General features: G+C 50.1%; 34 protein-coding genes. 32 read left to right on the plus strand and 2 right to left on the minus strand.

Translation table 11 applies throughout. The features are described from left to right. Position 1 precedes the first annotated feature (1 nt). The 32 genes from NFR55_RS04330 (at position 2) to NFR55_RS04480 (ending at position 23,303) form a co-directional block, all read left to right on the plus strand. Complete coding sequence (locus tag NFR55_RS04330) at positions 2–238, plus strand: hypothetical protein (protein WP_251546671.1); 237 nt, start codon at positions 2–4, stop codon at positions 236–238. Further along, positions 222–782 carry a hypothetical protein gene (locus NFR55_RS04335; RefSeq protein ID WP_251546673.1) on the plus strand — a complete coding sequence of 187 codons (561 nt, stop codon included), beginning with the start codon at positions 222–224 and terminating at the stop codon, positions 780–782. Before NFR55_RS04330 ends, NFR55_RS04335 begins: the two co-directional genes overlap by 17 nt. Beyond that, positions 782–1,354 carry a helix-turn-helix domain-containing protein gene (locus tag NFR55_RS04340; RefSeq protein WP_251546675.1) on the plus strand — a complete coding sequence of 191 codons (573 nt, stop codon included), beginning with the start codon at positions 782–784 and terminating at the stop codon, positions 1,352–1,354. The genes NFR55_RS04335 and NFR55_RS04340 overlap by 1 nt, the downstream gene beginning before the upstream one ends. Before the next feature lie 404 nt (positions 1,355–1,758). Next, a complete protein-coding gene (locus NFR55_RS04345; RefSeq protein WP_251546677.1) occupies positions 1,759–2,628 on the plus strand; it encodes a rolling circle replication-associated protein in 870 nt (289 codons plus the stop codon). Between the two features lie 3 nt (positions 2,629–2,631). After that, positions 2,632–3,390 (plus strand): DNA adenine methylase, encoded by a 759-nt coding sequence (locus NFR55_RS04350; RefSeq protein WP_251546679.1) that lies wholly within the window; start codon positions 2,632–2,634, stop codon positions 3,388–3,390. Next, on the plus strand, positions 3,369–3,635 hold the full coding sequence (locus NFR55_RS04355; protein ID WP_251546681.1) for a DUF3850 domain-containing protein: 267 nt from the start codon (positions 3,369–3,371) through the stop codon (positions 3,633–3,635). The genes NFR55_RS04350 and NFR55_RS04355 overlap by 22 nt, the downstream gene beginning before the upstream one ends. Further along, a complete protein-coding gene (locus tag NFR55_RS04360; protein WP_251546683.1) occupies positions 3,620–3,829 on the plus strand; it encodes a hypothetical protein in 210 nt (69 codons plus the stop codon). The genes NFR55_RS04355 and NFR55_RS04360 overlap by 16 nt, the downstream gene beginning before the upstream one ends. A gap of 24 nt (positions 3,830–3,853) precedes the next feature. Next, the gene (locus NFR55_RS04365) at positions 3,854–4,450 is read left to right on the plus strand and encodes a hypothetical protein (protein ID WP_251546684.1); all 597 of its coding nucleotides are present in this window, start codon (positions 3,854–3,856) and stop codon (positions 4,448–4,450) included. 2 nt (positions 4,451–4,452) lie between these two features. After that, positions 4,453–5,148, plus strand: coding sequence for an AAA family ATPase (locus tag NFR55_RS04370; RefSeq protein WP_251546692.1), 696 nt, complete (start codon positions 4,453–4,455; stop codon positions 5,146–5,148). A gap of 124 nt (positions 5,149–5,272) precedes the next feature. Further along, on the plus strand, positions 5,273–5,620 hold the full coding sequence (locus tag NFR55_RS04375; protein WP_251546694.1) for a hypothetical protein: 348 nt from the start codon (positions 5,273–5,275) through the stop codon (positions 5,618–5,620). Then, positions 5,601–7,469 (plus strand): terminase large subunit, encoded by a 1,869-nt coding sequence (locus NFR55_RS04380; RefSeq protein ID WP_251546696.1) that lies wholly within the window; start codon positions 5,601–5,603, stop codon positions 7,467–7,469. The genes NFR55_RS04375 and NFR55_RS04380 overlap by 20 nt, the downstream gene beginning before the upstream one ends. 2 nt (positions 7,470–7,471) lie before the next feature. Then, complete coding sequence (locus NFR55_RS04385; protein WP_251546698.1) at positions 7,472–7,651, plus strand: hypothetical protein; 180 nt, start codon at positions 7,472–7,474, stop codon at positions 7,649–7,651. Between the two features lie 318 nt (positions 7,652–7,969). Further along, complete coding sequence (locus NFR55_RS04390; protein WP_251546700.1) at positions 7,970–9,250, plus strand: phage portal protein; 1,281 nt, start codon at positions 7,970–7,972, stop codon at positions 9,248–9,250. Continuing rightward, positions 9,250–9,942 (plus strand): HK97 family phage prohead protease, encoded by a 693-nt coding sequence (locus NFR55_RS04395; RefSeq protein ID WP_251546702.1) that lies wholly within the window; start codon positions 9,250–9,252, stop codon positions 9,940–9,942. The genes NFR55_RS04390 and NFR55_RS04395 overlap by 1 nt, the downstream gene beginning before the upstream one ends. After that, on the plus strand, positions 9,939–11,144 hold the full coding sequence (locus tag NFR55_RS04400; protein WP_251546704.1) for a phage major capsid protein: 1,206 nt from the start codon (positions 9,939–9,941) through the stop codon (positions 11,142–11,144). Before NFR55_RS04395 ends, NFR55_RS04400 begins: the two co-directional genes overlap by 4 nt. Before the next feature lie 68 nt (positions 11,145–11,212). Beyond that, positions 11,213–11,470: a hypothetical protein gene (locus NFR55_RS04405; protein ID WP_251546705.1), complete on the plus strand. Its 258-nt coding sequence runs from the start codon at positions 11,213–11,215 to the stop codon at positions 11,468–11,470. 1 nt (position 11,471) lies between these two features. Beyond that, positions 11,472–11,882, plus strand: coding sequence for a hypothetical protein (locus NFR55_RS04410; RefSeq protein WP_251546707.1), 411 nt, complete (start codon positions 11,472–11,474; stop codon positions 11,880–11,882). Continuing rightward, positions 11,882–12,295 (plus strand): hypothetical protein, encoded by a 414-nt coding sequence (locus tag NFR55_RS04415; RefSeq protein WP_251546709.1) that lies wholly within the window; start codon positions 11,882–11,884, stop codon positions 12,293–12,295. Before NFR55_RS04410 ends, NFR55_RS04415 begins: the two co-directional genes overlap by 1 nt. Beyond that, entirely contained in the window at positions 12,288–12,722 is a 435-nt protein-coding gene (locus NFR55_RS04420) for an HK97 gp10 family phage protein (protein ID WP_251546711.1), read from the plus strand. The genes NFR55_RS04415 and NFR55_RS04420 overlap by 8 nt, the downstream gene beginning before the upstream one ends. Positions 12,723–12,724: 2 nt before the next feature. Beyond that, a complete protein-coding gene (locus NFR55_RS04425; RefSeq protein WP_251546713.1) occupies positions 12,725–13,363 on the plus strand; it encodes a hypothetical protein in 639 nt (212 codons plus the stop codon). 14 nt (positions 13,364–13,377) lie between these two features. Next, positions 13,378–13,770, plus strand: coding sequence for a hypothetical protein (locus tag NFR55_RS04430; RefSeq protein ID WP_251546715.1), 393 nt, complete (start codon positions 13,378–13,380; stop codon positions 13,768–13,770). A gap of 179 nt (positions 13,771–13,949) precedes the next feature. After that, positions 13,950–14,078 carry a hypothetical protein gene (locus NFR55_RS10505; protein WP_275556908.1) on the plus strand — a complete coding sequence of 43 codons (129 nt, stop codon included), beginning with the start codon at positions 13,950–13,952 and terminating at the stop codon, positions 14,076–14,078. Between the two features lie 4 nt (positions 14,079–14,082). Next, positions 14,083–16,245, plus strand: a complete 2,163-nt coding sequence (locus tag NFR55_RS04435) for a phage tail tape measure protein (protein WP_251546717.1) — start codon at positions 14,083–14,085, stop codon at positions 16,243–16,245. Next, positions 16,245–17,102, plus strand: a complete 858-nt coding sequence (locus NFR55_RS04440) for a phage distal tail protein domain-containing protein (protein ID WP_251546718.1) — start codon at positions 16,245–16,247, stop codon at positions 17,100–17,102. Before NFR55_RS04435 ends, NFR55_RS04440 begins: the two co-directional genes overlap by 1 nt. A 12-nt stretch (positions 17,103–17,114) precedes the next feature. After that, positions 17,115–18,293 carry a hypothetical protein gene (locus NFR55_RS04445; protein WP_251546720.1) on the plus strand — a complete coding sequence of 393 codons (1,179 nt, stop codon included), beginning with the start codon at positions 17,115–17,117 and terminating at the stop codon, positions 18,291–18,293. Between the two features lie 10 nt (positions 18,294–18,303). Continuing rightward, a complete protein-coding gene (locus NFR55_RS04450; protein WP_251546722.1) occupies positions 18,304–19,401 on the plus strand; it encodes a hypothetical protein in 1,098 nt (365 codons plus the stop codon). Between the two features lie 3 nt (positions 19,402–19,404). Then, entirely contained in the window at positions 19,405–20,469 is a 1,065-nt protein-coding gene (locus NFR55_RS04455) for a hypothetical protein (protein ID WP_251546724.1), read from the plus strand. Positions 20,470–20,790: 321 nt separating this feature from the next. Further along, on the plus strand, positions 20,791–21,843 hold the full coding sequence (locus tag NFR55_RS04460) for an RNA-directed DNA polymerase (protein ID WP_251546726.1): 1,053 nt from the start codon (positions 20,791–20,793) through the stop codon (positions 21,841–21,843). A 6-nt stretch (positions 21,844–21,849) separates the two neighbouring features. Beyond that, positions 21,850–22,068 (plus strand): hypothetical protein, encoded by a 219-nt coding sequence (locus tag NFR55_RS04465; protein ID WP_251546728.1) that lies wholly within the window; start codon positions 21,850–21,852, stop codon positions 22,066–22,068. Between the two features lies 1 nt (position 22,069). Beyond that, complete coding sequence (locus tag NFR55_RS04470; protein WP_251546730.1) at positions 22,070–22,411, plus strand: hypothetical protein; 342 nt, start codon at positions 22,070–22,072, stop codon at positions 22,409–22,411. 2 nt (positions 22,412–22,413) lie between these two features. Continuing rightward, complete coding sequence (locus tag NFR55_RS04475; protein ID WP_251546732.1) at positions 22,414–22,806, plus strand: hypothetical protein; 393 nt, start codon at positions 22,414–22,416, stop codon at positions 22,804–22,806. A 2-nt stretch (positions 22,807–22,808) separates the two neighbouring features. Further along, on the plus strand, positions 22,809–23,303 hold the full coding sequence (locus NFR55_RS04480; RefSeq protein WP_251546733.1) for an AAA family ATPase: 495 nt from the start codon (positions 22,809–22,811) through the stop codon (positions 23,301–23,303). A 33-nt stretch (positions 23,304–23,336) separates the two neighbouring features. Here NFR55_RS04480 and NFR55_RS04485 read toward each other — a convergent pair whose 3' ends face one another. Together NFR55_RS04485 and NFR55_RS04490 are read right to left on the minus strand one after the other, a co-directional pair. Beyond that, on the minus strand, positions 23,337–24,308 hold the full coding sequence (locus NFR55_RS04485; protein ID WP_251546735.1) for a hypothetical protein: 972 nt from the start codon (positions 24,306–24,308) through the stop codon (positions 23,337–23,339). 2 nt (positions 24,309–24,310) lie between these two features. After that, complete coding sequence (locus tag NFR55_RS04490) at positions 24,311–24,715, minus strand: helix-turn-helix transcriptional regulator (protein ID WP_251546737.1); 405 nt, start codon at positions 24,713–24,715, stop codon at positions 24,311–24,313. Positions 24,716–24,812: the final 97 nt, after the last annotated feature.

Raw genomic sequence — 24,812 nt, forward strand, 5'->3', positions numbered from 1 at the left:
TATGGCAAGTTTACCGCAACGCGTCGACGTTGCTTTTACAATACCGATTGAACAAACCATAACGCCCACAATGCCGAAACCCGACGGAAGCGGCGGGCAAGTGCGGCTCACTATGCGGGCGGACATCACAAAGACAAAACGCTTTTTTAGGCGGTTACAAAAACTTTGCAAAAAGTACGGTTACACTATCGGCGAAATACAACCCGCGAAGGAGTCCCGAAATGAAAAACCCGTATAAAAAAATTGTTGCCGTCGACTTTGACGGTACACTATGCAAAGACGCATACCCGAACATCGGCGAGCCGCTCCCCTATTCCTTATATTATATAAAGGAACTCGCAAAAGACGGCGCAATACTTATTTTACACACTTGCAGGAGCGGCGCATTGTTGGACGCGGCGGTCGCGTGGTGCAACGAGCGCGGCGTTGTGTTTGACTACATCAACGAAAACGTCCCCGAAAACATTGACCGATACGGCGGCGATACGCGCAAGATTTACGCGGATATATACGTCGACACAAATGCGGTCAACCCGCGCCGCCTTTTCGGTATCGGCGAATTTGACGAGAATATCGGCATATTTGAACTTGCGGACAAAATCGCCCGCCGAGAACTTTGCAACACTCGTTGTCTTTGCCCCGATATTCGGGCGGCGGGCAAATGTTGTAATTGCGATGTGTTTTTTACCTTGCGGCAATATCACGCATTGAGAATTATCGAAAATGCGGAAGCGGAAGCGGCAACGGACGAGCCGCCCACATCGGCGGCGGGAGGTACATAATGCCCCGTTACAAAAAACTAATGATACAACGCGGCGTAATGCAAAAGGCGGTTGCCGAAAAGGTACACAAAACCGACCCGCGCGTCGATACGTCTTTAATGAGTAAATTCGTAAACGGCGTTTGCTTACCCACGCCGCACACGCTTGCAACGATATGTAAAACGCTCGCTTGCGACCCGCTCGATATTTACGACCGCGACGAAATCACGCTTGCGCCGCCGCCTACAATCAAAATCGAAGGACTCGACGCAAAGATGTCGCCCGCCGAACTTGCGGCGGCTATAAACCACGATGTACGCCTTTTTATGGCAAATGCGAACAACCCCGCGCCGACGGCGGAAGCGGCAAAGAAACGCGAACGTCGCCGCGTAAAAGGCTTGTACAATCTTACGGTCGAAATACCCCGCGACGTTGCCGAGCGCGTATTTGCGCCCGAAGCGTTGCGAAAACTCGGCTATTTAAGTAAAAGCGACTTTGTGCGGCAAGCGGTCGCCGCGCTCGACGCTCGATTATCCGCAATCGAAGCAAAAGAAAAAGCCGACAGCGCAGGAACGCCGAACGGCAACAAGTAAATAAACCACAATTAAAGACAAGGAACGGGCGGTCGAAATTGGCACTTCCGACCGCCCGCGAAACTTGACACAAAATGCGTATCAATCAAACCGATAATATTATACCACATTGGCGGCGAAGTGTCAATGTTTTGCAAGCGAAAAACCGTGCTTTTGCGTCCTCGTAATGAAGTATTATCGTATCAACGACGCAAGCAGGAAAAAAGACAACGCGCCCCGCGCTCCTTCCCCCTTATCGGTAAACTACATCGGGGGTCGAGAAAGGGGGTGGCGGGGGAAAACATCGGGGGCGTTTGATAAACTCGATAAAGAAAGAACAAACCCCCTTTTAGCCCCCGCGTGTTGTCCCCCGCTTTTTTGGCTATTCTTTGTCTTTTACGTTAAAGCAATTTATCGGAGGCAATATGGCAAAACGCTACTACACACTCGACCCGCACAAATACGACTATGACGAGATATTCGGCGACGAAGCGCGGGAAGCGGAAAGCGACGCTCTCTTGCAATCGTTATCCGACCCGCACATCGTCAAGTATCGAACAAAGACGATTAAAAGCGGCAACGTGCTTGAAGTCGAGGTTTACCCGATATGGGAAACGCACACGTCGACATCAAGGGCAAGAAAAACAAAGGAAAGCCGCGAAGCGCAAAAGCGGCTCAATTACAAAAATGCAGTCAAAACCGTTGTACGGCTTATCAATGCGAATTTTACCGACGCGGACTTTTGGGCGACGTTCACTTACAGCGAGAAGCGACTCCCGAAAACGTATGCGGACGCACAAAAGGAAATGCAAAAGTTTATTCGCAGATTAAAGCACTATGCCGAACGACACAACTTCCCGCCGCTCAAATACGTTTATTGGACGGAATTTGAAAACGACGAAAAGAAAGGCAAACACCGTATGCACCACCACCTCGTAACGAACTTTGCCGACCGCGACAAAATGGAGGACTTATGGGGCAACGGCGGGCGCAACAATGTACGTCGGCTCGTTGCGGACGACAGCGGTTACGAGGGTATGGCGCGGTACTGTATGAAAGACCCGAAAGGACTCAAACGATACGTCGCGTCAAAGAACTTGAAAAAGCCGCAAATCACGGTATCGGACACAAAGTTTACGCGGCGCAAGGTAAACCGCATTATATACGACAAGGTCAACCCCTATTCCGTTTTTGAGGGCTTATACAAGGGCTATCAAATGACGGACATCACAAAAAAAACAAGCGAATACACGACGGGCGCGTATGTGTACGTCAAAATGAAACGCAAGGAGTGAAAAATGAAATACATCGGCAGTAAGGCAAAAATCGCAAACGAAATCGTCCCGATATTGCAACGCTACATATCCGCGTACAACATCAAGCAGTACGTCGAGCCGTTTGCGGGCGGTTTTAACGTGATTGATAAAATACAATGCGAATACAGGCTCGGCAACGATATTGACCCGCTTGTATGCGAACTCGTCGAAGCGTGCCGCGAAAACCCCGCACTTTTGGACGAATTGGAAACGCCGACCCGCGCCGAATATTACGACGTGCGGGACAACCCCGACAAATACGCCCGTTGGTATCGGGCGGCGGTGCTTTTATTCGGCTCTTACAATGCCCGCGTGTACGGCGGTTGCTATGGCGCGACGGCAGTCATAAAAGGCGGCAAAACGCGAAATTACTTTATCGAAGCACGCGAGAATTTTCGCCGTCAATTACCCGCCTTGCGCAATATCCTTGTCGGCAACGCCGATTATCGGGAATTGCGACTCCCCGAACGGGAGCGCGTGCTTGTTTATTGCGACCCGCCGTATTCGGACGGTATCGGTTACGGCGGCGGCAAATTCGATACGACGGAATTTTGGAATTGGTGCAGGAAGCAAACGGCGGCGGGACATATCGTAATCGTAAGCGAATACACCGCGCCCGACGACTTCGTTTGTATTTGGCAACACGAAATAACGACGCACTTAAACAACCGCGACAAGCAAAAGCGCGTCGAAAAATTATTTATTCACGGAGGCGCAAAATGGCACAAATACACGACTTGAAAATTTTACCCGAATATTACGCCGCAGTTGACAAAGGCGTAAAAACTTACGAATTGCGGTTTGACGACCGAAATTACGCCGTCGGCGATATGTTGATATTGCGCGAATGGGAAAACGGGCAATATACGGGGCGGCGGCTTACGGCAACAATAACGCACATCTTGAAGGACTTTGTCGGCTTGACCGACGGTTGGGCGGTTTTAAGTATCAAGAAAATCGGAGGTAAAAAATGCTTAAAAAAATAATATCGGCAATTTACGTCGTTACGTTGCTTGTAATTGTGGTTTGCGTGCCGCTATCGGCGATATTCGTCGTTTGTAAACTTTGCGGCGCGACTCCCCTATCTTGGCTCGGCGCGTGCGTGCCGCTTTTAATCGCATTTGCCGTTTTGCCGTGCTTTATTCTCTCAAAAATTTTGCTTGACATCGGCAACAAATAAAATACCGAAACAAGGAGGTCAATAATGCCGAAACAACCCCGAAACGACACCGAAAAGAAAACAGCCGCGACAAAGGGCAAAAAACAGCCCGTCAAGGCTCGAAAGAAAGCGGACGCAAAACCGCCCGCCGAAGCGGAAAACGCCGCAGAAACGGGCAAGCGCGGCGCAAAATCGCAATACGCAAATAAGGTTTTACCTTATTTGGCGGATATAGAGCGTTATGCGCGATGTATGGTTACTGAAGGCGATATATGCAAATTTTACAAAGTCGGTAAAACGCAATGGGCGCAATACAAAAAAGATTATCCCGAACTAACCGAAACGCTTTTACGCGCGCGCGAAGCGGGAAAAGCCGACTTACTCGATAACGCATACCGCGTCGCGGTCGGTTATTACTACGAGGAAACCCACACGACAACGGTCATTATCGACGGCAAACCGCACACCAAAACATACGTCGACCGCAAGTACGCAAAGCCCGACGCGGGTATGATACAATTCTTGCTAATCAACCGTTTTTCGGGCGAATTTGCACGCGACCCGCAAGCAATCGAATTACGCAAAAAGGCGTTGGAACTTGCAAAAGAAGGCAAGTTGCCCGACGGTTGGGAGGGTATTTGATTATGCCGCTTGACCCGATACACGCCTTTTATTGCCGCAAAGATTATTTAACGCTTGCACAGTATTGCAAGATAAAAAGCGGAGGCATTTGCGCCCGTTGCGGCGGCGTATTCGATATTGACGAATTGCGCCCGCACCATATAACCGAACTTACGCTCGACAACATCGACGACGTAAATATCACGCTAAACCCCGCAAACATCGAAGTATTGTGCCACGATTGCCACAACGCGGCGCACGCGCGTTTTGGTAATGTTGTCGGTCAAAAGCACGTTTACGTCGTTTACGGCGCACCGTGCGCGGGCAAATCAACGTATGTACAAAGCGTTGCCACACGCAACGATATTGTTGTCGACCTTGACCGAATACACGGCGCAATATGCGTATGCGGGCAATATGATAAACCCGACGCAACAAAGCGCGTCGCGTTCGCCTTGCGTGATTATTTACTCGACGAAATACGCACGGCAACGCCGCGCCGCCGTTGGCAAGACGCGTACATAATCGGCACATATCCCGACCGCATAGACCGCGACAGCCTTGCGCGGGAATATCCGCCCGACGTGATAAACTTTGTACACATCGACACATCGAAGGCGGAATGTATCAAGCGGGCGCACGAAACAATCAAGCAAGCGGCAACGCGCGACGCGGTTGTCGGTTGGATAGAAAAATATTTTGCACGTTATACGGAATGATACCCCCCTATCCTTGCAAAATTTTTGAAACCCGAAAAGACTCCAAGCCGCAGGTAAAAAAAATTCACACCGAAGTTTTGACTTTTCGGGTGAAAAGTTTTCAAATTCCAAAAAGGAGGCGGAAATGAAAAAAAGCAAAGACAAAAAAACGCTTGCCGACGACGAATACAAGCGGCTCGTCGACTTATACAAGGCGGCGGGCGTGGACGAAATCAAGTTACAAATTTACGACGAACTTATCCGCAAGGTTGCGGAGGTTTTTGCGTGTTTGGAAGCAATCAAAGAATTGCCGTCGATAATTTACGACCCAAAAAACCCGTCAATACAACGGGAAACGGCGGCGGGTCGGGCGCGGGTCAAGTATATGGCGCAATACACTTCGGCAATGCAAAAACTTAACAAGGAATTGCTCGGCGGCTTAAACGGCGACGACGACGGCGATTTAGAAAAATATGACGACGACAACAATTAACGGCACGGAAGCGGCTACACCCGCCCCCGCAGATTGGACGCTTGTAAACCCCGATATTGACCCGCTTACGGGTTGGCAAGTGTTAAGCGACGACATCGGCGGCAAGCATAGTTTTTTAATCGAGTATTACAAGCGTTGCCGTTCGGGGGAAATTATCGTCGGGCGCGAACTGAAAACAACGCTCGAAATGTTGATACAAGACATATTTTGCGGCGGCGGCAAGTATCGTTTTATACTCGACGCGGCACATCGGCGCATTGACTTTATCGAACACGAAATAAAGCATTTTCAAGCCCCCTTCGCGGGCAAGCCGTTTATTATGGCACTTTGTCAAAAGGCATTTACGGAGGCGATATTCGGGTTTTATGTTTACGATACCGAGTTATCATACGGCGCGGGTTGGGTACGGCGTTTTCAAGAGGTTTTATTCCTTGTCGCTCGCAAAAACGGAAAAACCCCGCTCGTCGCCGCGCTTGTGCTTGCCGAGTGGTTTTGCGGCAAAATGGGGCAAGCGGTAATGTGTGCGTCAAATGATTATGCGCAAGCCGCGCTCGTATTCAACGCAATAAACGCCTTCCGTGAAGAGTCCCGCACAATATCGCGCGTTACGCGGAAAAACAACAAAGGTATATTTTTCGGCAACCCGAAGCAGCGCCGCAAGACGGGCAAATTCTCGAAGCAAAACAAGGGGTCAATCGAATTGATGTCGGCGAAGCAGGGCGCAAAGGAAGGTCGAAACCTTACGCTCGTTATTGCCGACGAAATTCACGAAATGAAAGACAACTCGACCGTGTTGCCGCTTATAACGTCGGTATCGACGCAGGACGAGCCGCTTTATTTTGAAATCACGACCGAAGGCATTGTGCGCGACGGCTACCTTGACGCGCGGCTATCCGACGCGCGAAAAGCACTTAAAGGCGAAGCGGAAACCGACCCGTCGCGTTGGTTGATATGGCTATACACGCAGGACAGCGAGGCGGAAATATGGGACGACGAGCGCAGTTGGACGAAATCAAACCCGATGTACGGAATTGCGAAAAAGCCGTCGTATTTGCGCAAAAAGGTTGATACGGCACGACACAGCGGCGCAGACCGCGCGTTTATTCTTGCGAAAGATTTTAATATAAAGCAATTAGCGAGTAACGCGTGGTTAGAGGAAAAATACATTGATTGCCCCGCCACGTTCGATATTGCCGACTTTGCGCATTGTTGGTGTGTTGTCGGGGTCGACCTTGCCGAAACAAACGACCTTTGCGCTTGCACGTTTTTATTTATGCGCCCGAACGACCCCGTCAAATACTTGCATACGATGTACTTTGTTACGGCGGTTAAAGCGGGCGACGGGCAATCGACCGACTCCCCCACTAACCCCGAAAAAAAGAATTACATCGAATGGGCGGACGCGGGGTTGGTGCGCATTGTGCAAGACAACGTAATCGACGATACGGTTGTATCAAATTACATTTGGGATATATTCAAGCAATACAATATACGCCCGCTTACGGTCGGTTACGACGAATGGCACGCAAAGGACTTCGCGAAAGAAATCGCGCAAAAATTCGGTAAAGAAGTGCCGCGCAAAATACGAATGACGACCGACGCGCTTAACGTGCCGACCCGCAACATCGAAACCGATTTACGGGCGCGGCTTATCAATTACAACAACAACGATATTTGCCGTTGGAACTTCCGCAACACAGCCGTCCGCGTTGATAAAAACGGGTTTGTAATGCCTTGTAAAATAAACGGCTACATCGGCAACAAGATTGACGGCACGATGTCAAAAGTAATCGCATACGCCGCGTTGCGGGAAGTCAAGTCGGCATTTATGGCGAAAATCGGAGGCTAACTATGGGCAACAAAAAAACACCGCAAAATCAAGACGAAAAATACACGAGGAGCGTGCGTTGCCCCGTACATCGCGCCGTAATCGGCAAATACGATATGCGCGACGGGTTGATTAACGCGGTTTTTCTTTGCCCGAAATGTCGCCGCGAATACACCTACACGATACCACCCCGCAAACCGTGAAAAAACTTCTTAAAAAATATTAACGAAAAACCGTTGACTTCGCCCCGCCCGACGAGTTATAATGCGGTCAAACTGAATACCCGCACCACCACCGCCGACGCGGTGAGTGCGCCGCAATCGCCTTGTATTGCCGCCCGTTCGGGCGAGTGCGCCGTTGGTGTCTGATTGTTGCATTATCCACCGCCGACGCGGTGAGTGCGCCGCGATTATCCTTTAATCGCCACATTAAAAAAACGTGAGTGCGCCGATATTTACGAGTATTTTTGCTCGTCTATATCGGCGCACTTTTTTGTTATTTTTCGCAAGGAGGCAAGCCGATTGTCAACGCTTAAAAACGCTATACACAATTTGCTCGGTTGGGATAGACCGACCGCATACAACCGCGTTGTGAACGCAAACACGGTTTTATTTTCGTCGTTCGGCAAAGACGTTACCGCGTCGGACATCGTAAAAACGGCGATACATCGCGTTTGCGAGGAAGTATCGAAATGCAGTATCAAGTCGGTTACGGAAACACAAAACCCGCACCGCGTAACGGTTGCGGACGACGACATCAATAGCGTTTTGCTCGGTCGCGTCAATCCGTTATGCGGGCTTAAAGATTTTTTATACAAAATCGCGTACATAACGCTCGTCAATCGAAATTGTTTTATTTATTGGGCGTATGACGAAGTGCCGATAAAGGTTGACGGTAAAGACTACGTCAAGCGCGTTACGCGCGGTTTTTATCCGTTGGAAAAAGCCCGCGTAAAACTCTACTATGCGGGCGACGAAATGCGGGCGGAATTGCAAAGCACGACGGGCGGCGGCGTAACGCTTGACTTGCCGTATAGCGATTTAATTCACTTGCGACTCGGTTATGGCGCAAACCCGTATTTAGGCGGCGACGCAGACGGTCGCGCCGATTGGCGGGCAATTCTCAAAAACTTACAAACATTGCACGTCATACAAGAAGCGATACCGAAGTCGCTCGAAGCGTCCTTATCGTTGCACGGCGTTTTGACAATGCGCACCGTTGCGGAAGCGGACAAACGCGAAATATCCCGCAAGGAATTTGAAGAGCATTTATTTAACAGCGAACTCGGCATTGTTGCAACCGACTACGAGTCCGAATTTACGCCGATACAAATTGCGGCGCAGGACATACCGCAAACCGTTTTAACCTTTTTGCGCGACGAAATTTTGTCGGTATTCGGCGTTAGCGTGCCGATATATCTCGGCAAATATACCGACGACGACTTTACGGCGTTTTATCAAACGGCGGTCGAGCCGTTGCTTATGACGATTGTCAACGCTATGAAAATAACGCTCTTTACGCCGAAGCAACTCGCATACGGGCGCACGATAAAGTTTTACGACAAAATTGTGCAATCGCTATCGTTCGCGCGTCGGTTGGAAATCGCAAAAGCAACGCAAGAGGACGCGCTACTATCACGCCCCGAACGGCGCGAATTGTTGGGCTATGACCCCGACGACGAGCCGACCCGCGTATCGTTGAATTACATCGACGTATCAATCGCAAATACCTATCAATTAACGGCGTTGTCGCAGGGCAAGAAGCCCGCCGCGCCGAAACAAAGCAAGGAGGACGACGAATAATGCCCGACGAAATCAAACCGTACACCGCGCCGCAGTACATCAAACGCGCCGCGCCCGACGGAAACCCCGCGCAAATCGACCCGTTAAAGGGCGTAATCGAAGGTTGCCCGATAGTATTCAATCAACGGACGGCAATCGGCGACTTGTTTTACGAGGAAATCGACCCGCACGCGCTCGACGACGCGGATATATCCGACATCAAGTTTATGGTAAACCACGACGACGGAATGATACCGCTTGCACGCCACAGGCGCGGGAAGCGGTCGACTATGGACGTTGAAATCAAGCCCGACGGTTTACACATCAAAACAACGCTCGATATTGAAAACAACGCGACTGCCCGCGAACTTTGCTCGGCGGTTACGCGCGGCGACATCGAGGATATGTCTTTTGCGTTCGGCGTTTTGGTATCGGGCTACGAATGGCGCGACCTCGATACGGATATGCCGACGCGCCGAATTACCAAAATATCAAAGGTTTTCGAGGTTAGTGCCGTAAACGACGGCGCATACCCGCAAACTTCGATATATGCCCGCTCCCCCGCCTCGTTGGATAACGACAAAATTGCGTTGGATAACGCAAAGGCGGCGGCGTTGGAAAATGAACAAAGGCGGCAAACCGCCGACTCGCAAGCGGCGTTACAACTTGCGAAAGAAAAATTTATTTTTGTGGAGGAACAAAAAACACTATGAACATCAAACAGTTGCTCGAAGAGCGTGCCGCCCTTTTGCAGGAAGCGGCAAAACCCGAAACCACCGCCGAGCGTCTTGCGGAAATTCGCGCAAGGGTTGAAGCAATCAACTACACCGTAACGGAATTGCGCAGGGACGAAGCGGACGCAAAAGCCGAAGAGGAAAAACGCGCGGCTCGCCCCGCAAACGGCGGCGCACCCGCCCCCGCTCCCGTCGTTGTACACGACGACGCACAGGTCGACGCGCAGAAGCGTACCGCCGCAAATGCGGAAGTAATCGAGAAGCGCGGAAAGGCACTTAAAAACGGCGAAAAGGTGTATATCGAACATCGCGCCGTCGCGTCCACGTCTACGGCTCTCGGTACGGTTGCAAGCGGCGACATCACGCCCGCGTTTGAACAGGTCGGAACGCTTGACACGCTTGTCAACGAAGTACACCTCGAAGGCACGGGCGCGGAAAGTTACAAGAAGCCTTTTGCAAAGACTATCGGCGAGGGCGGCATTACCGCCGAAGGCGCGGACGCAACCACCGCCGAGCCGACGTTCGACTATGCGTCGATTAACAAGGTCAAAATCACGGCTTACGCCGAAGTCAACGAGGAAGTCGAAAAGTTGCCCGCCGCGCGGTACGACGCGGAAGTTAGCAACGCCGTCGTCGGTGCGTTGCGTAAAAAGATTATCGGACAGATAATCGGCGGAAGCGGCACGGACGAACTTGTCGGCATTGTAAACGCCCCCGCGAGCATTATCACGGCGGCACAGCGTAAAACCGTTGCCACCGTCGACGAAAACACGCTCGACAACATCATTTTCGATTATGGCGGCGACGAAGATGTCGAAGGCGACGCTTACCTTGTACTCAACAAATTGACGCTCAAAGAATTTGCGAAAGTCAAGGGAACGGACAAACGCCGCGCATACGACATCGTTGTACGCGGAAATTCGGGAACGATAAACGGCATACCGTTTGTTTGCACGTCGAAACTTGCCGCCTTCGGCGCGGTCAAGGCGGGCGACCCCTACTTGATTTACGGCAAATTGAAAGGCTACGAATTGGCGTACTTCGCCGACATCGAAGTCTTGAAATCGACCGAGTACAAATTCAAGCAGGGCGTTACCGTATTCAAAGCGTCGGTAATGTGCGGCGGCTCGCCCGCGATGTACAACGGCTTTATGACCGTGCAGAAAGCGGCGAAGGCTTGATAATTCGGTTTTTGGTTGCGGGTCGGCGCAAGAGCCGATACGAAACGGTATTACGTTAGGAGGTCGAAATGCAAGAAGTCGACGAAATCTTATACAAATTGGGCTACTATGACGCAGACCCGCAATTAAAACAAACCGTACAAGGCTACATAAAGACGGCGGAGGAATTTATGCTCGACGGCGGCGTGCCGCAAGAGCGTTTATCGACGCAACGTGCGCGTGCGGTCAAAGCACTTTTCGCCGACGCGTTCGATAAAGGAACGCCCGACGACGTAATCAAGAAGGACGGTATGGTTGTCGCGCTTATTGCGCAGTTGCGGAGGTAATATGGCAAAGCAAACGGTCAAGGAACGGCGCACGCTTGTCAAATTCGCCGTACAACGCACGACGCATATTGCAGGAAGCGGCGCGGCGACAACGTGGGAAACAATCGCGGTCAAAATAGGCGAAGCCGACGACGGCTCGCCTATAATGACCGATTGCTTTTATTGCGAATGGTTGAACGCATACGGGCAAGCGGCGACGCAACAGCAAGCCGACGGCGTTATACGCCCCGCCCGCTTGCGCTTGCCGTTCGTAAAAGCACTTTACGACGCGCTCATCACAAAGGACGTGCGAATTTATTTACACGGCAAACGCGACGACGCGCATACGTTTTGTCTTGCAGGGGCGGCGGATAACTACCTCGAACAATGCAAAATGATTGAACTACAAGTCAAAAAGTACGAGGGCAAATAATGAACGTAACGGCGATAATGCAACAAATACTCGACGAAACCCTTTTACCGTTCGGCGTTTTATCAAACCACTTGCGGCGGGTTGAAGCGGATAATATCGCAAATTCGCAAGTCAAGGTCAACGGCGACGAGTACGTCGTTTATAAAATCGTATCAAATCGCCCGAAAACATACGGCGACGGCAAAGCAAAGACGCGCCGCGTGTACATCGACGTGAATTACTATTACTTGTACGAAAAGACCGACCCACGCTATTCGAGCATTGACGAACGCTTAAAGGCTATCAAACGCGCCGTATTGCAAGACCCGCATTTTACGATTGCGAACGACGAAAGCGATATACCCGACAGCAACAACCCGTATCGCGGCGTAAACATCGAATTTGTGTACATCGGGGCGGTTGATTATGGCTAATAAAGGAATATCGACGGGACATATTCCGCTCGGCGAATTGCCCGACGCGTTGACGGGACTTTTAACCGATTTTCAACACGCGAATTTTGAAGCAAGGCAACAGGCGGTACAACGCGGCGCGGAGGTTTTCAAAAGCACGGTCGAAGCCGTAACGCCCCGCGACACGGGCGAAATGGCGCAGTCTTGGCAAATCAAGACAAAGTACAAAGACCGCCGCTACGTCGGCAATACGCGCGTTGCAAGCGGCGACGTGCGCCGCAAAACAAAAGACGGCTCGAAAGGCGAAGCGCGAAGCGGAGTACCGTTGTCAAACGTGCTTGAATATAGCGACAACCCGCACGACGGTTTTATACGCCGATGTTTTGACGAAACCGAGCCGCAAATCTTTGAAGCAATCAAAAACACCATTAAAAACGGAGGTAAATAACAATGACAAACACAAACGCGGCGGCTACGCCCGCGCAAAATCTTATTCGTTTTAATATCCGCAACGCGAAGTACGCCTTCCCCACGCCCGACGGCGGTTGGGGCGACTTTGTGTCTATGGGTACGTCGACGAAAATGGCACTTGAAACCGACTCGTCCGAAAAGGAAGTTTACGGCGACGGCGAGTGCATTATCCACTACGTCAACGAAAAAGGCAAGACGGGAACGCTCACGCAAAACAACATTTGCAACGCTTACGAAATCGCGTGCGGGCGTAAAATCTTGCTTGAAAACGGGCTTGCCGACATCAAGCCGACCAAAAACACGCCGCACGTCGTTTATTTTGAAATATGCGAAATGGACGGCGACAACGAAATATCGGTCGCAAAATGTATGTTGTACGGCGTAACGTCCACCCGCCCGTCGGAAAGTTACGACCAAAACAACGGCGAAATCAACGAGTCCTCGTTCGATACCCCGCTCAAAATCAAGGGTATCAAGGTACTTGCGGCGGACGGCAAGGTTTACGTCGACGAAAAAGGCAACAACCGCCTCGTATGGCAGTTGACGAAAACGCCCGATATGGAAGGTTACGCGGACTTCGGCAGTACGGTCGTTGTGCCGAAAATGAAAGCGGCATAACCGGAGGCGGCAATATGATAAATACCACTTTACCCGTGTTTGAAACCACGCTCGACGAAACGAAGGGCGAACTTATCCATAAAACGCGCGACATCAAGGTGCAAATCGACGTATCGCTTTTTGCCGAGAAGCGTTGGGAAGAGAACTTCCCCGCAAACGCGAAAAACGAAACGCTTTTTGCATACGTCGAGCGTATCGGCGACAAGGGCGCGAAAAACCCCGCTTACCTTATGTCGAACTTAAAGGCGGTTTATTGCTTTATCGTAAGCGACGAAATCGCCGACTTCGGCGCGTTTTTGCGCCTTTTCGATATATCGGGCGGCGAGTGCTTTACGCGACTTTTAGACAAGATAAAGTTTGTTTTTGAAATCGCGTTAAAGGCGGCGGCAAGCGCAAAAAACTCATAGAGCACGGTCAAGAATATACGCGGCTATCGGGAATATACGCGAAATTAAACCCGCGCCCCGAAGCCGCAAAACCCTTGACCGTGCCGCGATACATAACCATTGCGCAAAAGTGTGTCGAGCATAGAATACCCGACGCAATTATCACAAATTCACATTTTAACGACCTTTACGTTTTGATTATGTCGATTGATATTGCGAACTTAAAACACGCGATAGAACAAGCGCAGAAATCGAAAAGTAAAAACGGCAACCGCGTTGTGCGCGATGTATCGGCGGCGGAAGCGGTCAAATTCTTAAAAGGAGGCTAACACTATGGCGGACAATATTCGCGGCTTAACGGTTGAAATCGGCGCGGACGCGTCGACGTTTAACAAAGAATTGAAAAACGCACGGAACGAAGCGAAAGCGACGAAAACCGAATTAGACGCCTTGCAAAAAAGCCTCGAATTAAAGTTTGACGCGGATAAATTCGCGCGGGCGCAAAAGGTCGCTCAACAGGCAATCGACCAAACGGCGGCGACGGCGGACTTGTTGCGCCGCCGTTTGGCGTACTTGGAAGAGTCGGGAAACATCGACACCGACGCATACCGCAAATTGCAAGCTGAACTCGCAAAAACCGAATTGCAAGGACAGCAGTTGCAACAGCAACTCGAAAAAATAAACTCTATCAAGTTTACGCAACTCGGTAATCAAGTATCGAAAGTCGGCGGCGCAATTACGGGCGTCGGGCAAGCGTTGACTCCCCTATCCACACTCGCGGCGGCGGGCGTTACCGCTCTCGGCGGCTTAAACGTCGCGGCGGCAAGCGCGGGCGCGGCGGTCGACGACCTTGCTTTACGGCTCGGCATATCCGCCGAAAAAGTACAAGAATATCAATACATAACGGCGCAATGCGGGGTCGAGTGGAGCGTCTTTGAAAAAGCAATGATAAAAGCCCGCGCCGCAATGCTTGACTTGTCGACGGGTACAATGAACGCCGCGTCGCAAGCGTTACAATCGCTCGGCTTAAACATCGCCGAATTTGAAAGCAAAGAGGCGATGTTTGACGGCATTATCGACGCTTTATCGAATATGCAGGACAAAACCTTGCAAGCGGCATACGCAAACGAGATTTTCGGCGACAAGGTCGCAAATCAAATGTTGCCGTATCTTAACGCAGGGACGGACGCAATCGCGCAATTTAGGGGCGAATTTGAACAAATCGGCTATTTATCGAACGAACAGGTCGCCGCGCTTGCAACGCTTGACGACACGTTTTTTTTGCTGAAGGAGTCGATTAAAAACGTCGGCTTGCAAATTGGGACAGCCCTTGCGCCGCTTATGCAACGGCTCGCCGAAAACATACAAACAAACTTGATACCGAAATTACAACGGCTTGCGGAGTGGTTTAACGGTTTATCGGTCGCGCAACAATCTTTTGCGTTAAAGGCAATGCTCGTCGTCGCCGCCCTTGCGCCGCTGACGCTCGGTATCGGTAAACTTATCGGCGCGGTCGGCAACATCATAAAGATATTGCCCGCACTACAAGCGCAATTAACCGCGCTTGCGGCTAACCCGATAATTTTGATTATCGCGGCAATCGTCGCAATACTTGTCATTTTGTACAACCATTGCGAAGCATTCCGCGAAGCGATAAACAACCTTGTATCGGTTATCGGTCAAGCGTTGAAGCCCGCGCTCGACGCGGTAATGCAAGTGCTTGACCTCGCAATGCAAATCATACAACCGATAATCGACCTTGTCGGCGGTATCTTGGCGGTCGTCGTCAATCTTGTATCGGAGGCGTTGCAACCGTTCGTCGAAATCATACAAATGATTTTCGGCTTGTTACAACCGCTTTTCGATATGCTCGGTATGGCGGTCGATATGTTTTTAATGCCGATACAAATTGCTATATCGGCGTTATTTAGCGTATTACAACCGCTTTTAAGCGTCGCGCTTATCCCGATTAAACTTTGTTTACAGGCGTTGCAAGTGCCGTTAAAAGTGCTTGGCACGTTGCTCGGTTGGCTTACGCCGCTTTTTTCGCTTTTCGGCAAAGTTGTTACGACGATATTTAACGGCGTTGTAAAAGTAATCAACTTTGTACTCGGTTTTATCGAGGACGCAATCAATTTTGTAATCGGCATTATAAACGGGCTTATCGACGGCGTAAACGGTGCGCTCGGTTGGCTTGGCGTACACATCGACCGCATTGCCGAAGTAAAGTTACGCATTGATACAAGCGACATCGAGGATATGGACGACGTAAACGCTATTATCGACAGCACCCCGCCCGACACGTCAAACGTGGGCGGCGGCGGTACGGTTTACGACGGCGGAAGCGGCGGCACATACGGCGATACTTACAACTACGACAACTCCACCACGAACAAAACGCAGAATATACAAGTCGTTATACAAAACTATGCCGCCGAAGTCGACACCGACGCGCTTGTACGCGACATCAACATTAAACTTGCGGAGGCGATGTAATGCGTAAATTTATTTTGCACACCTACGACAAATCGAAATCGTTTGACTTGAATACCGAAACCGCGCTTGCCGCCGAGCCGCAAGGACTCGGCAACAAATTCTCGCTATCGTACAAAGAAAGCGAAAAAGGCAAGCATTTAACGAACGTAAAACCCGACTTTGAACAAATACAATTAACCGTATATTTTAACGCCGACGGCTCGAACGGTTACGGCAATTATAAAAGTTTGTTGTTATTCTTTGCGGAGTGCGGTACATCGCCGTTTTTGTTTGAATACAACGACGGAATTACCGACAAATTTTGCGAAGTGGTATTGAACACGATACCGAAGTCGGAAATCGACGCGGAGGGCATTTTTGCCGAAACGCTTGTATTTGACCGTCAAACGTATTGGTACGAACGCGTCGAACAATCTTTTGCGTTGAAGCGCACAGACGCGGCAAATACTGCCTTCCCCTTGCACTTCCCTTTTGGTTTTGCGGGTATGGTTTTCAAAAACAAATACAAGGTATCAAACCCGTTTTTTGTGGACGCGCCTATCGTCATAAAAATTACGGGCGACATCGCCGCAAATATCCGCCTTTACTTGGCGGATATGAACGACCGCGTCGTTGCCGAAATAGCGTTATCGACGAACAACACCGACGGCACGGAAATTTTGATTGACCCCACTACTAAAAAAATAACCGTTACAGACACCGACAGCGGCGCAACGTCGAACGGTTACGGGCTTACCGATAAAACAAAGCAATCGTTTTTATACTTGCCGCAGGGCGAGTATTACATCGGCTCGAATATGACGGCGGACGACGACGGCACAATCGAAATGTCGATAAAGCGTTATTTATTCGATTAAGGGGGCGGCGGCGTGTATATAGCAATTTACGACGAAAACAAACGGCATATAACGAACGTCGACAACGCGACGTATGACTTGACGACGCGCGTTTACGATAATGACTCTTTTACCGCCGAAGGCGTGAACGACGAGGACGTGAACGACGCAAAAATCGTTGTTTTGAACGACGACGCGGGCAATTATCAATACGCTTGTTTTGCCGACGAAGTTACCCCCGAAAACAACAAACGCAAGGTAAAAGGACTCGACTTCAAAACTTTGTGGGACACCGAAATATTGCTTGATTTTACCGCCGACGGCAGTTTTGACGCGCGGTTATCGAAAATCTTTGAAAAGGTAAAAGCGGCGGTATTTAACGGCGCGGACGCGGCAACGCGTTTGATACCAGTCGACGTGATTATTCCGACCGACAATACCGATACGACCGATACATACGGCAGTTTGCAAGGAACGTATCAACTCGTAAACGCGTACAAGTTTTTGAAATGCTACTTGAAATATTACGAGTACAACATCGAAAGCAAGTACAACGTCGCGGCGGGCAAAATCGTTTTTACGTTCGTTAAGTGCAACGACCGCGTAACAATCAATTTAAGCGACTTTATACACGAGTTGACAACTACATCGACCGCAACAAACAAAGCGGTTGCAACTATCAAATACAAGGTTGACACGCCCGAAACGGACGCGGACGGCAACATCGTTTACACCACCACGCAAAAGACCGACGAAAACGGCAACCCCGTATTTAACGACGACGGCTCGCCCGTATATATCCCGAAATATAAACCCCGCCCGTCCACCCTTGCGACCGTGTATTATTACCGAACGAAAAACAACGATATTGTACAGGCGGACGCAAGCGGCAACATCGCGGGCAGATTATACCCCGTAAAGGCGAAATATTACGAGTCCGAGTATTTAGCCGACGCGCAGTTTAACGCCGTCAACGAACTTGCAAACGCCCGATACGTCGATAATATCATAATCGACAATAACGCCGTAATCGACCCGCTCGATTTTTCGGGCTATCGGCTATATACGAAGGTTGCGCTATACTACGACGGCAAACTTTACAAGACGCTCCCCATAAGCGAAAAAATAACGACGCTAAACGGAAGCGGCAAAAGCACCAAAATTAAACTCGGTTTTAAGAAAATACTTTTGACCGAAATAATCAAAGCATAGGAGGCAAGCAATGATAAAACCCGTTACTTTTCAAGGGCAAAGCAATTTTAACGCGAATTTATACGCGCTCGAAGTAAAATCGCGCTTTATCGACCAAAACAACGCGCACGGCTATTATTTGAATTACGGCGACGAACTCGCCGCAAGCGTCGTCGGCGGCAATCAAATTCAAGTCGGGACGGGCGCGTTTGTGGTTTGTGCGCGTATGGCGGAAATTACCGCGCCCGAAATCTTGCGCCCGCAAATTTTCGACACGTTCAAGGGTTACGTCGTCGCCCGTATCGAAACGTACCACCCCGCCGACGAATTGAACGTAACGCTCATTGCGAAAGTGCAAACGTCTTGGGAAGCCTTAAACCGCGAACTCGAACAAAACGACGTTTACGCGGCGGAAGCGGACAACGTAAATACGGCATACGAACTCCCGATATATTCCTTTGAAATATCGGGGACGCAAATCGTAAATTTAACGCGCTTGATAAAACCCGTTTGCGATTATGCCACAATGAAGGCAATCGTCGACAATGCGCTTGCAACCGCAAAAAACGCCGTTACAACGGCAAATAACGCGGTTGATACATCGAACGACGCACGCACCAAAGCGGCGGCGGCAGTTACCACAGCAAACGGCGCAAACACAAAGTCCGATAATGCGGTATCGACGGCAAATGCGGCAAAGACAAACGCCGATAATGCGCTTGCAACCGCAAACGGACTTGACGCGCAAATCAAGTCGGCAAACGATACGGCGGCGGACGCAGTCGATACGGCAGACGCGGCGGCGGAAACAGCAACCGCCGCAAGCGACAAGGTCGCCGAACTTGAAACGCAAATTGCCGAAAAGCAAGGCACGAAGGTTACACTTAACGGCGAGCCGCAAGCGACATACCCCGCCGACGACCTTGTACATAGCGGCGACAAAATCGCAAAAGCCGCGCACGCGGACACCGCCGCAACCGCAACCGAAGCGGAAGCGGCAAAAACCGTTATTTACGCGGCGCAGGCGGCGGAAGCGGAAAAAGCCGTCGGATATACGCGCGGCGGCGAAATCGACAAAGTATTCAAAAAAATATTTGCGGAAATATCCGCCCTTAAAGGAGGCAATTAAACAATGTTAAACTTTGAAAAAGCGAAAATTTACGGCGTTGATAAAGTCGGGTCGTCTAACCCCTCCGCCCTTATCCGCACAGACGACGCGGTCGGGTTAAACGTAACGGTTGGCACGACCGATATTACGTCCGACTTCGACCGTTGTTATCCGTATTGCGATATGCAGGAAGTAACGGACGCGGCGGGCAACGTATTTATCAAGATACCGAAATTTTACGCGAAAATCACGCCGAACGCCGACGGCACGTTTAAGCACCAAATATCGGGTGTGCGGTACGACGGTTTTTCAACCCTTTTCGTCGACGGCGAAGGCAACGAACTTGATTATATCCTTGTCGGCAAGTACGAAGCGAGCGGCAATTCGTCCCGCGCCTACTCCAAAACGGGCGCGACCGTGCTTGTAAACATCACTTGCGACGCGCTCCGTACCGCTTGCAAAGCGAACGGCGACGGCTATCAACAGTACGATTTTTTGATTGACTTGATAATCAAAGAATTATGGCTCGTTGAAATGAAAACGACGAACTCGCAAAGCATTATGTACGGATATGCAAACGGCAATTCGGCGGCGGTTGCAACAGGCAGAACGGACGCGGTCAAAACGCCGTCGGGGTCGGAGGTTAGTAACACCGACGGAAAACACGCTTGCAAATATCGCGGTATCGAGAATTTATGGGGCAATACTTATACTTGGTGCGACGGTATATCGTTTGGCGGCGACAACAGTTACAAAGAAAAAATATTTGTTTGCACCGACCCGAAATCTTACGCGGCGGGCAAAATCACGTCGCCGTATGTTTATCACGGAAACCGCACGTCGGGCGGCTACATAAAAAAGGTCGCTCCGCTTAACCGAAACCCGCTTATACAGTACGCCGCCGAAACGAGCGGCGGAAGCGCAACAACGTATTTTTGCGACTACTCGAACTCGGGCGGCTCGGTGCTGTACGTTGGCGGTGATTGGCTCAGCGGCACGAGCGCGGGTTTGTGGTCTTGGGACGGTGGTTATTCGCCGTCGAGCGCGTACGCGTTCATCGGGGGTCGCCTTTGCAAAAAGCCTCTTTAAGGGGGTTTGTTAAGGGGGACTCCCCCCTTAACGTATAAATCAATTTAACCGAATAATAAAGGGCAGTCGGCACACTCCCCGCTCGAACTCGGGCGGCTCGGTGCTGTACGTTGGCGGTAATTGGAACAACGGCACGAACGCGGGTTTGTGGAATTGGAACGGTAATTATTCGCCGTCGAACACGAACGCGAACATCGGGGGTCGCATTTAATCTTGATATATTCGCTTAAAGCGCGGACAGTCCTTGCCACTTGGCAAAAAACACTCCACAAAGAGGGCGGTTTAGTAAAGAATTGAACGACCGCAAGGAGATTAAAGGAAATGAAGCGGGTCGGTCATTTGTACGAAACTATGTGCGACATCGACTTTATCAAAAAGGCGATACGCAATGCGGCAAAGGGCAAAACCGACCGCGCCTATATACGTCAGATAATAGACGACATCGACCGCTATGCGCAGGAAATCAAAACAATGCTCGAAGCGGGCGACGTGAAATTATCGCCGTCGCAAACGTGCGTAATATACGACAATTCTTGCCGCAAGCAACGCACTATTACGATACCGAAATTTTACCCCGACCAAATTATACATTGGCTCGTTATAACGGCGTTGCAACCCGTAATAATGCGCGGTATGTATCGGTATTGTTGCGGGAGCATACCAAATCGCGGCGGCATTGACGCGAAGGCTTACGTCGAAACGGCAATACACGACGGCAAAATGCGGTATTGCGCAAAACTTGATATATCAAAGTTTTTCGACAGCGTGCGCCCGCCCGTCTTGCTTGATATGTGGAAGCGCAAAATTAAAGACGGGCGAATGTTGGAACTTATCGGCAAAATACTCGAAAACGGCGGCGACCACTTACCTATTGGCTACTATACGTCGCAATGGTTTTCAAATTTTTACTTGGAGGGACTCGACCACTATGTAAAAGAACAATTACACATCAAATATTATGTGCGGTACGTCGACGATATGGTTTTAATCGACAGCAACAAAAGAAAGTTGCGCCGAGCGGTCGCGGCGATAAACGAGTATTTGCACGGTATCGGCTTAAAGTTAAAAGATAATTGGCAAGTATGGCGGTTAAACTCCCGCCCGATAGACTTTGTTGGGTATCGCTTTTATAAGCACAAAACCATTTTGCGCAAGCGCATATTTTTTCGATTATGCCGCCGCGTGCGCAAGGTCAAAAAGACGGGTTATATCACGGTGCGGCAAGCGATGAGTCTTTTATCGCTTATCGGTTGGTTATCGCACATAAACGCTTGCGGGTTTTATAAAAAGTACATTTACCCGTATGCGCCGAAAAGTAAACTCAAACGCATTGTAAGCAACTACACCAAAAAGCAAAATAAAAAACGGAGGTAATTTATTATGGCAAACAAGCAGGAAGCAAAAAGCGGGACGGCGGTTTTTAGTGTTGACAAATGGCTCGAAACCGCGAACGCAGACAAGGCGAAGGGCATACTCACGCAACGCGAAATCGACGACGCGCGGGAAATATGGGTAAACGCCCTCGACGGCAAAACAAAGGACGAAATCGCCGCAAGCGGGCAAACGTCGTTACGCGACGAGTGGTTTATCGAGGTGTAACGTGAACATCGCGGCAACCATTTTAACGGCGTTTATAAGTACCACCGTCGGGGTCGTCGTAACGGCGGTTATCGCGCATTTTAAGTCGGGCAAACAGCGGCACAAAGCCCTCGAAAACGGCACGCAATGTCTTTTACGCGCCGAAATCATACGGCAAAATGAAAAGTGGGTCGAGCGCGGCTATTGCCCCGTTTACGCGAAGGACGCGGTGCGGCGCGAATATGAAGCATATCACGCGCTCGGCGGCAACGGCGTTATAACGGAACTTTACAACGACATTATGGCGTTGCCCGAAACACCACCGAAGCAGGCAAAGCAAAATAAAAAATCGGAGGACGATTAACTATGAATTGGCAACAAATTTTAATCAACATCGCAATTACGGTCGCCGCCGCGTTGCTTACCGCGCTCGGCTCTTGGGTATTGGTTAAGGTCAAAACGCTTGTATCGACCAAAATCAAAAACCAAAAGGCGCAAGCCCTTTTATCGGGCATTGTGGACGTTATCGCGTCGGTCGTCAAGGCGACGTATCAAACCTATGTACAAGCAATCAAAGGTACGGAAGCGTGGACGCAGGAAGCGCAAAAACGCGCCTTGCAACAGGCGGCGGAAGCGGCGCAAGCGCAGTTATCGACCGAAGCAAAAGACTACATACAAGCGAACTTCGGCGACGTGGGCGCGTGGGTACAAAACCAAATCGAAGCGACGCTCTACGACTTGAAAAACAAGAAGGTGTAATTATGGACGTTGTAATTGTATGCGGTGCGCCCGCAAGCGGCAAAACGCGTTACGTCAAAGAAAATATGCAACTCGGCGACTTCGTTGTTGACCTTGACGCGATACGGGCGGCGGTAAGTTTTTACGACGGCAAAATGCCGTTAAACAATTTGAACGCTACAATATTCGATATACGCGATTATATTTATGCCTTGATAGAACAAAGCGCAATCGACGCGCCCCGTTGTTGGGTTATCGCGGGTTTACCGAAAAAGGCAGACCGCGACCGACTTGCCGCCCGCCTAAAAGCAAAGGTCGTATTTTTGAATACTACGGAGGACAAGTGCGTGCGGCGGGCAATCGCGGACGATACGCGCACCGACAAAAATTTTCAAATCAAAATAATTACGGAGTATTTTACGACGTATTACAAAGACGCAAAAATCACGCCGCGCGAAAGCCGCGACAAAACGATTGCACGCTATACGGCGGCACTATACAAAACGATTAACGACTAAAAAAGCGGGACGCATATTTGCGCCCCGCTTTTACTATGCTTGCGATAAAATCATTATATCGACTCCGTAATTCTTACCACCGCCCCCGCCGTATATAGACGTTATAACGCCGTTGAATTTGCAACCCGCTTTATATTTTTTTAACAGTTTTTCGCCGTTGTCGCTCGGTATCACACCACAAGAAGCGTCAAGCGCGACATTAAACACTTCGACGGTATTCGGGTATTCGTCGTTCGGGTTATGTTTTATCAATACGCTATCCCCTACGACCGACGCGGCGAGCGTATCTTGCCGCCCGTTAAACGTAACACCGTTTAATTTTGTTATAAGCGGCAATTTGCTATCTTTTATGAACGGCAAGTCAATGTTTACCGATATATCGTATTTGCCGTCGTTATTTTCGATTGACGCAATCGAACAAGGATAGTCGCGCCCGCCGTAAATTGCCCGCAAATATTTACCGTATGGGAATAAACCTATTTTTACGTCGCCGATATAACAATTTGCGTCGATTATAGGATAGCCGCCGCTCGACCGCATAACCGCGTCGCCCTCATACTTTATAACAACCGCGTCGCCGACCTTTACATCAATTCCCGCGACACGGCGGTCAAATGGCGTAATTCTAACCGTTGTCGGGTATGTATTAAGCGGCGCGGGCTTGCGCTTTTCGGGAGCGCGTATTGCCGCGTCGGACATTGTAACAACTGAAGGTCGCCGTACATCGGCGGCGGGCGGCGTATCTTTTTGCCGTTCGGGCGCGGCGGCGGGTTGCGCGTCCCGCTCCGCTTGCTTTTCACGCTTGCGGGCAAGCACGGCAAAAACCGTAAACACCACGCCGACGGCAAGCAAAAGCAAAAATACAATCGCTTGCCACGTTTGCAAATTCTCGGCGTTTTCGCCGATGTCGCCCCCGATAATGCCGCAGAATATGAACACGGGCAACCACGCAACGACGGCAATTATAACCCGTACCGACCGTTTAAGTTTGTAAAACCACATCATAATTAAAAGCCTCCTTCGCTTTTTATTTGTTTTTTAATTTGATATGCAAAGTTTAATAATTCGGTTTTGCGTCGCATATCGAACGCCCCCGCAACTTTTAATAATTCACGCTCGTATTCCGTAAGCACCGCCCCCGTCGCGTCGCCCGCTATGGCGGTATTATTCGAGTTATTGTTGCCGATAATTTGTTGTACGGGTGCGCCGCGCGGCTCGCGCCCCGTAATTAGGTAATCAAGCGAAACGCAGAAATAGTCGGCAAGCGTTACGCAATGCTCGACCGTCGGCGCGTACTTGCCTTTTTTCCACTCCGACACGGTTGTCGGGCGCACGTTAAGCAATCGGGCAATATCCGTTTGCGACTTGCCTTTTTGTTTTAATAGGTCGAATATTCGGTCGTTTAGCGTCATAGAAAAAGACTCCTTGTACGGGTTATTTTTTCTTATAACGCGCTCAAGAAGCCTTGACAATCTCGGTCAACCGATATATAATATAAGCAAGGTTGTC

The organism is Pumilibacter intestinalis (genome assembly GCF_943193005.1).
GTDB lineage: Bacteria > Bacillota > Clostridia > Christensenellales > Pumilibacteraceae > Pumilibacter > Pumilibacter intestinalis.

What these genes read in the sequence shown, in the direction of transcription:
- NFR55_RS04380 (WP_251546696.1), top strand. Translation starts at nt 5,601, where the DNA reads ATGACGACGACAACAATTAACGGCACGGAAGCGGCTACACCCGCCCCC.
- NFR55_RS04490 (WP_251546737.1), bottom strand. Translation starts at nt 24,715, where the DNA reads ATGACGCTAAACGACCGAATATTCGACCTATTAAAACAAAAAGGCAAG.
- NFR55_RS04335 (WP_251546673.1), top strand. Translation starts at nt 222, where the DNA reads ATGAAAAACCCGTATAAAAAAATTGTTGCCGTCGACTTTGACGGTACA.
- NFR55_RS04425 (WP_251546713.1), top strand. Translation starts at nt 12,725, where the DNA reads ATGACAAACACAAACGCGGCGGCTACGCCCGCGCAAAATCTTATTCGT.
- NFR55_RS04440 (WP_251546718.1), top strand. Translation starts at nt 16,245, where the DNA reads ATGCGTAAATTTATTTTGCACACCTACGACAAATCGAAATCGTTTGAC.
- NFR55_RS04365 (WP_251546684.1), top strand. Translation starts at nt 3,854, where the DNA reads ATGCCGAAACAACCCCGAAACGACACCGAAAAGAAAACAGCCGCGACA.
- NFR55_RS04465 (WP_251546728.1), top strand. Translation starts at nt 21,850, where the DNA reads ATGGCAAACAAGCAGGAAGCAAAAAGCGGGACGGCGGTTTTTAGTGTT.
- NFR55_RS10505 (WP_275556908.1), top strand. Translation starts at nt 13,950, where the DNA reads ATGTCGATTGATATTGCGAACTTAAAACACGCGATAGAACAAGCGCAG.
- NFR55_RS04475 (WP_251546732.1), top strand. Translation starts at nt 22,414, where the DNA reads ATGAATTGGCAACAAATTTTAATCAACATCGCAATTACGGTCGCCGCC.
- NFR55_RS04360 (WP_251546683.1), top strand. Translation starts at nt 3,620, where the DNA reads ATGCTTAAAAAAATAATATCGGCAATTTACGTCGTTACGTTGCTTGTA.
- NFR55_RS04410 (WP_251546707.1), top strand. Translation starts at nt 11,472, where the DNA reads ATGGCAAAGCAAACGGTCAAGGAACGGCGCACGCTTGTCAAATTCGCC.
- NFR55_RS04420 (WP_251546711.1), top strand. Translation starts at nt 12,288, where the DNA reads ATGGCTAATAAAGGAATATCGACGGGACATATTCCGCTCGGCGAATTG.
- NFR55_RS04405 (WP_251546705.1), top strand. Translation starts at nt 11,213, where the DNA reads ATGCAAGAAGTCGACGAAATCTTATACAAATTGGGCTACTATGACGCA.
- NFR55_RS04400 (WP_251546704.1), top strand. Translation starts at nt 9,939, where the DNA reads ATGAACATCAAACAGTTGCTCGAAGAGCGTGCCGCCCTTTTGCAGGAA.
- NFR55_RS04370 (WP_251546692.1), top strand. Translation starts at nt 4,453, where the DNA reads ATGCCGCTTGACCCGATACACGCCTTTTATTGCCGCAAAGATTATTTA.
- NFR55_RS04355 (WP_251546681.1), top strand. Translation starts at nt 3,369, where the DNA reads ATGGCACAAATACACGACTTGAAAATTTTACCCGAATATTACGCCGCA.
- NFR55_RS04350 (WP_251546679.1), top strand. Translation starts at nt 2,632, where the DNA reads ATGAAATACATCGGCAGTAAGGCAAAAATCGCAAACGAAATCGTCCCG.
- NFR55_RS04455 (WP_251546724.1), top strand. Translation starts at nt 19,405, where the DNA reads ATGTTAAACTTTGAAAAAGCGAAAATTTACGGCGTTGATAAAGTCGGG.
- NFR55_RS04395 (WP_251546702.1), top strand. Translation starts at nt 9,250, where the DNA reads ATGCCCGACGAAATCAAACCGTACACCGCGCCGCAGTACATCAAACGC.
- NFR55_RS04330 (WP_251546671.1), top strand. Translation starts at nt 2, where the DNA reads ATGGCAAGTTTACCGCAACGCGTCGACGTTGCTTTTACAATACCGATT.
- NFR55_RS04435 (WP_251546717.1), top strand. Translation starts at nt 14,083, where the DNA reads ATGGCGGACAATATTCGCGGCTTAACGGTTGAAATCGGCGCGGACGCG.
- NFR55_RS04385 (WP_251546698.1), top strand. Translation starts at nt 7,472, where the DNA reads ATGGGCAACAAAAAAACACCGCAAAATCAAGACGAAAAATACACGAGG.
- NFR55_RS04480 (WP_251546733.1), top strand. Translation starts at nt 22,809, where the DNA reads ATGGACGTTGTAATTGTATGCGGTGCGCCCGCAAGCGGCAAAACGCGT.
- NFR55_RS04375 (WP_251546694.1), top strand. Translation starts at nt 5,273, where the DNA reads ATGAAAAAAAGCAAAGACAAAAAAACGCTTGCCGACGACGAATACAAG.
- NFR55_RS04460 (WP_251546726.1), top strand. Translation starts at nt 20,791, where the DNA reads ATGAAGCGGGTCGGTCATTTGTACGAAACTATGTGCGACATCGACTTT.
- NFR55_RS04415 (WP_251546709.1), top strand. Translation starts at nt 11,882, where the DNA reads ATGAACGTAACGGCGATAATGCAACAAATACTCGACGAAACCCTTTTA.
- NFR55_RS04485 (WP_251546735.1), bottom strand. Translation starts at nt 24,308, where the DNA reads ATGATGTGGTTTTACAAACTTAAACGGTCGGTACGGGTTATAATTGCC.
- NFR55_RS04450 (WP_251546722.1), top strand. Translation starts at nt 18,304, where the DNA reads ATGATAAAACCCGTTACTTTTCAAGGGCAAAGCAATTTTAACGCGAAT.
- NFR55_RS04340 (WP_251546675.1), top strand. Translation starts at nt 782, where the DNA reads ATGCCCCGTTACAAAAAACTAATGATACAACGCGGCGTAATGCAAAAG.
- NFR55_RS04430 (WP_251546715.1), top strand. Translation starts at nt 13,378, where the DNA reads ATGATAAATACCACTTTACCCGTGTTTGAAACCACGCTCGACGAAACG.
- NFR55_RS04345 (WP_251546677.1), top strand. Translation starts at nt 1,759, where the DNA reads ATGGCAAAACGCTACTACACACTCGACCCGCACAAATACGACTATGAC.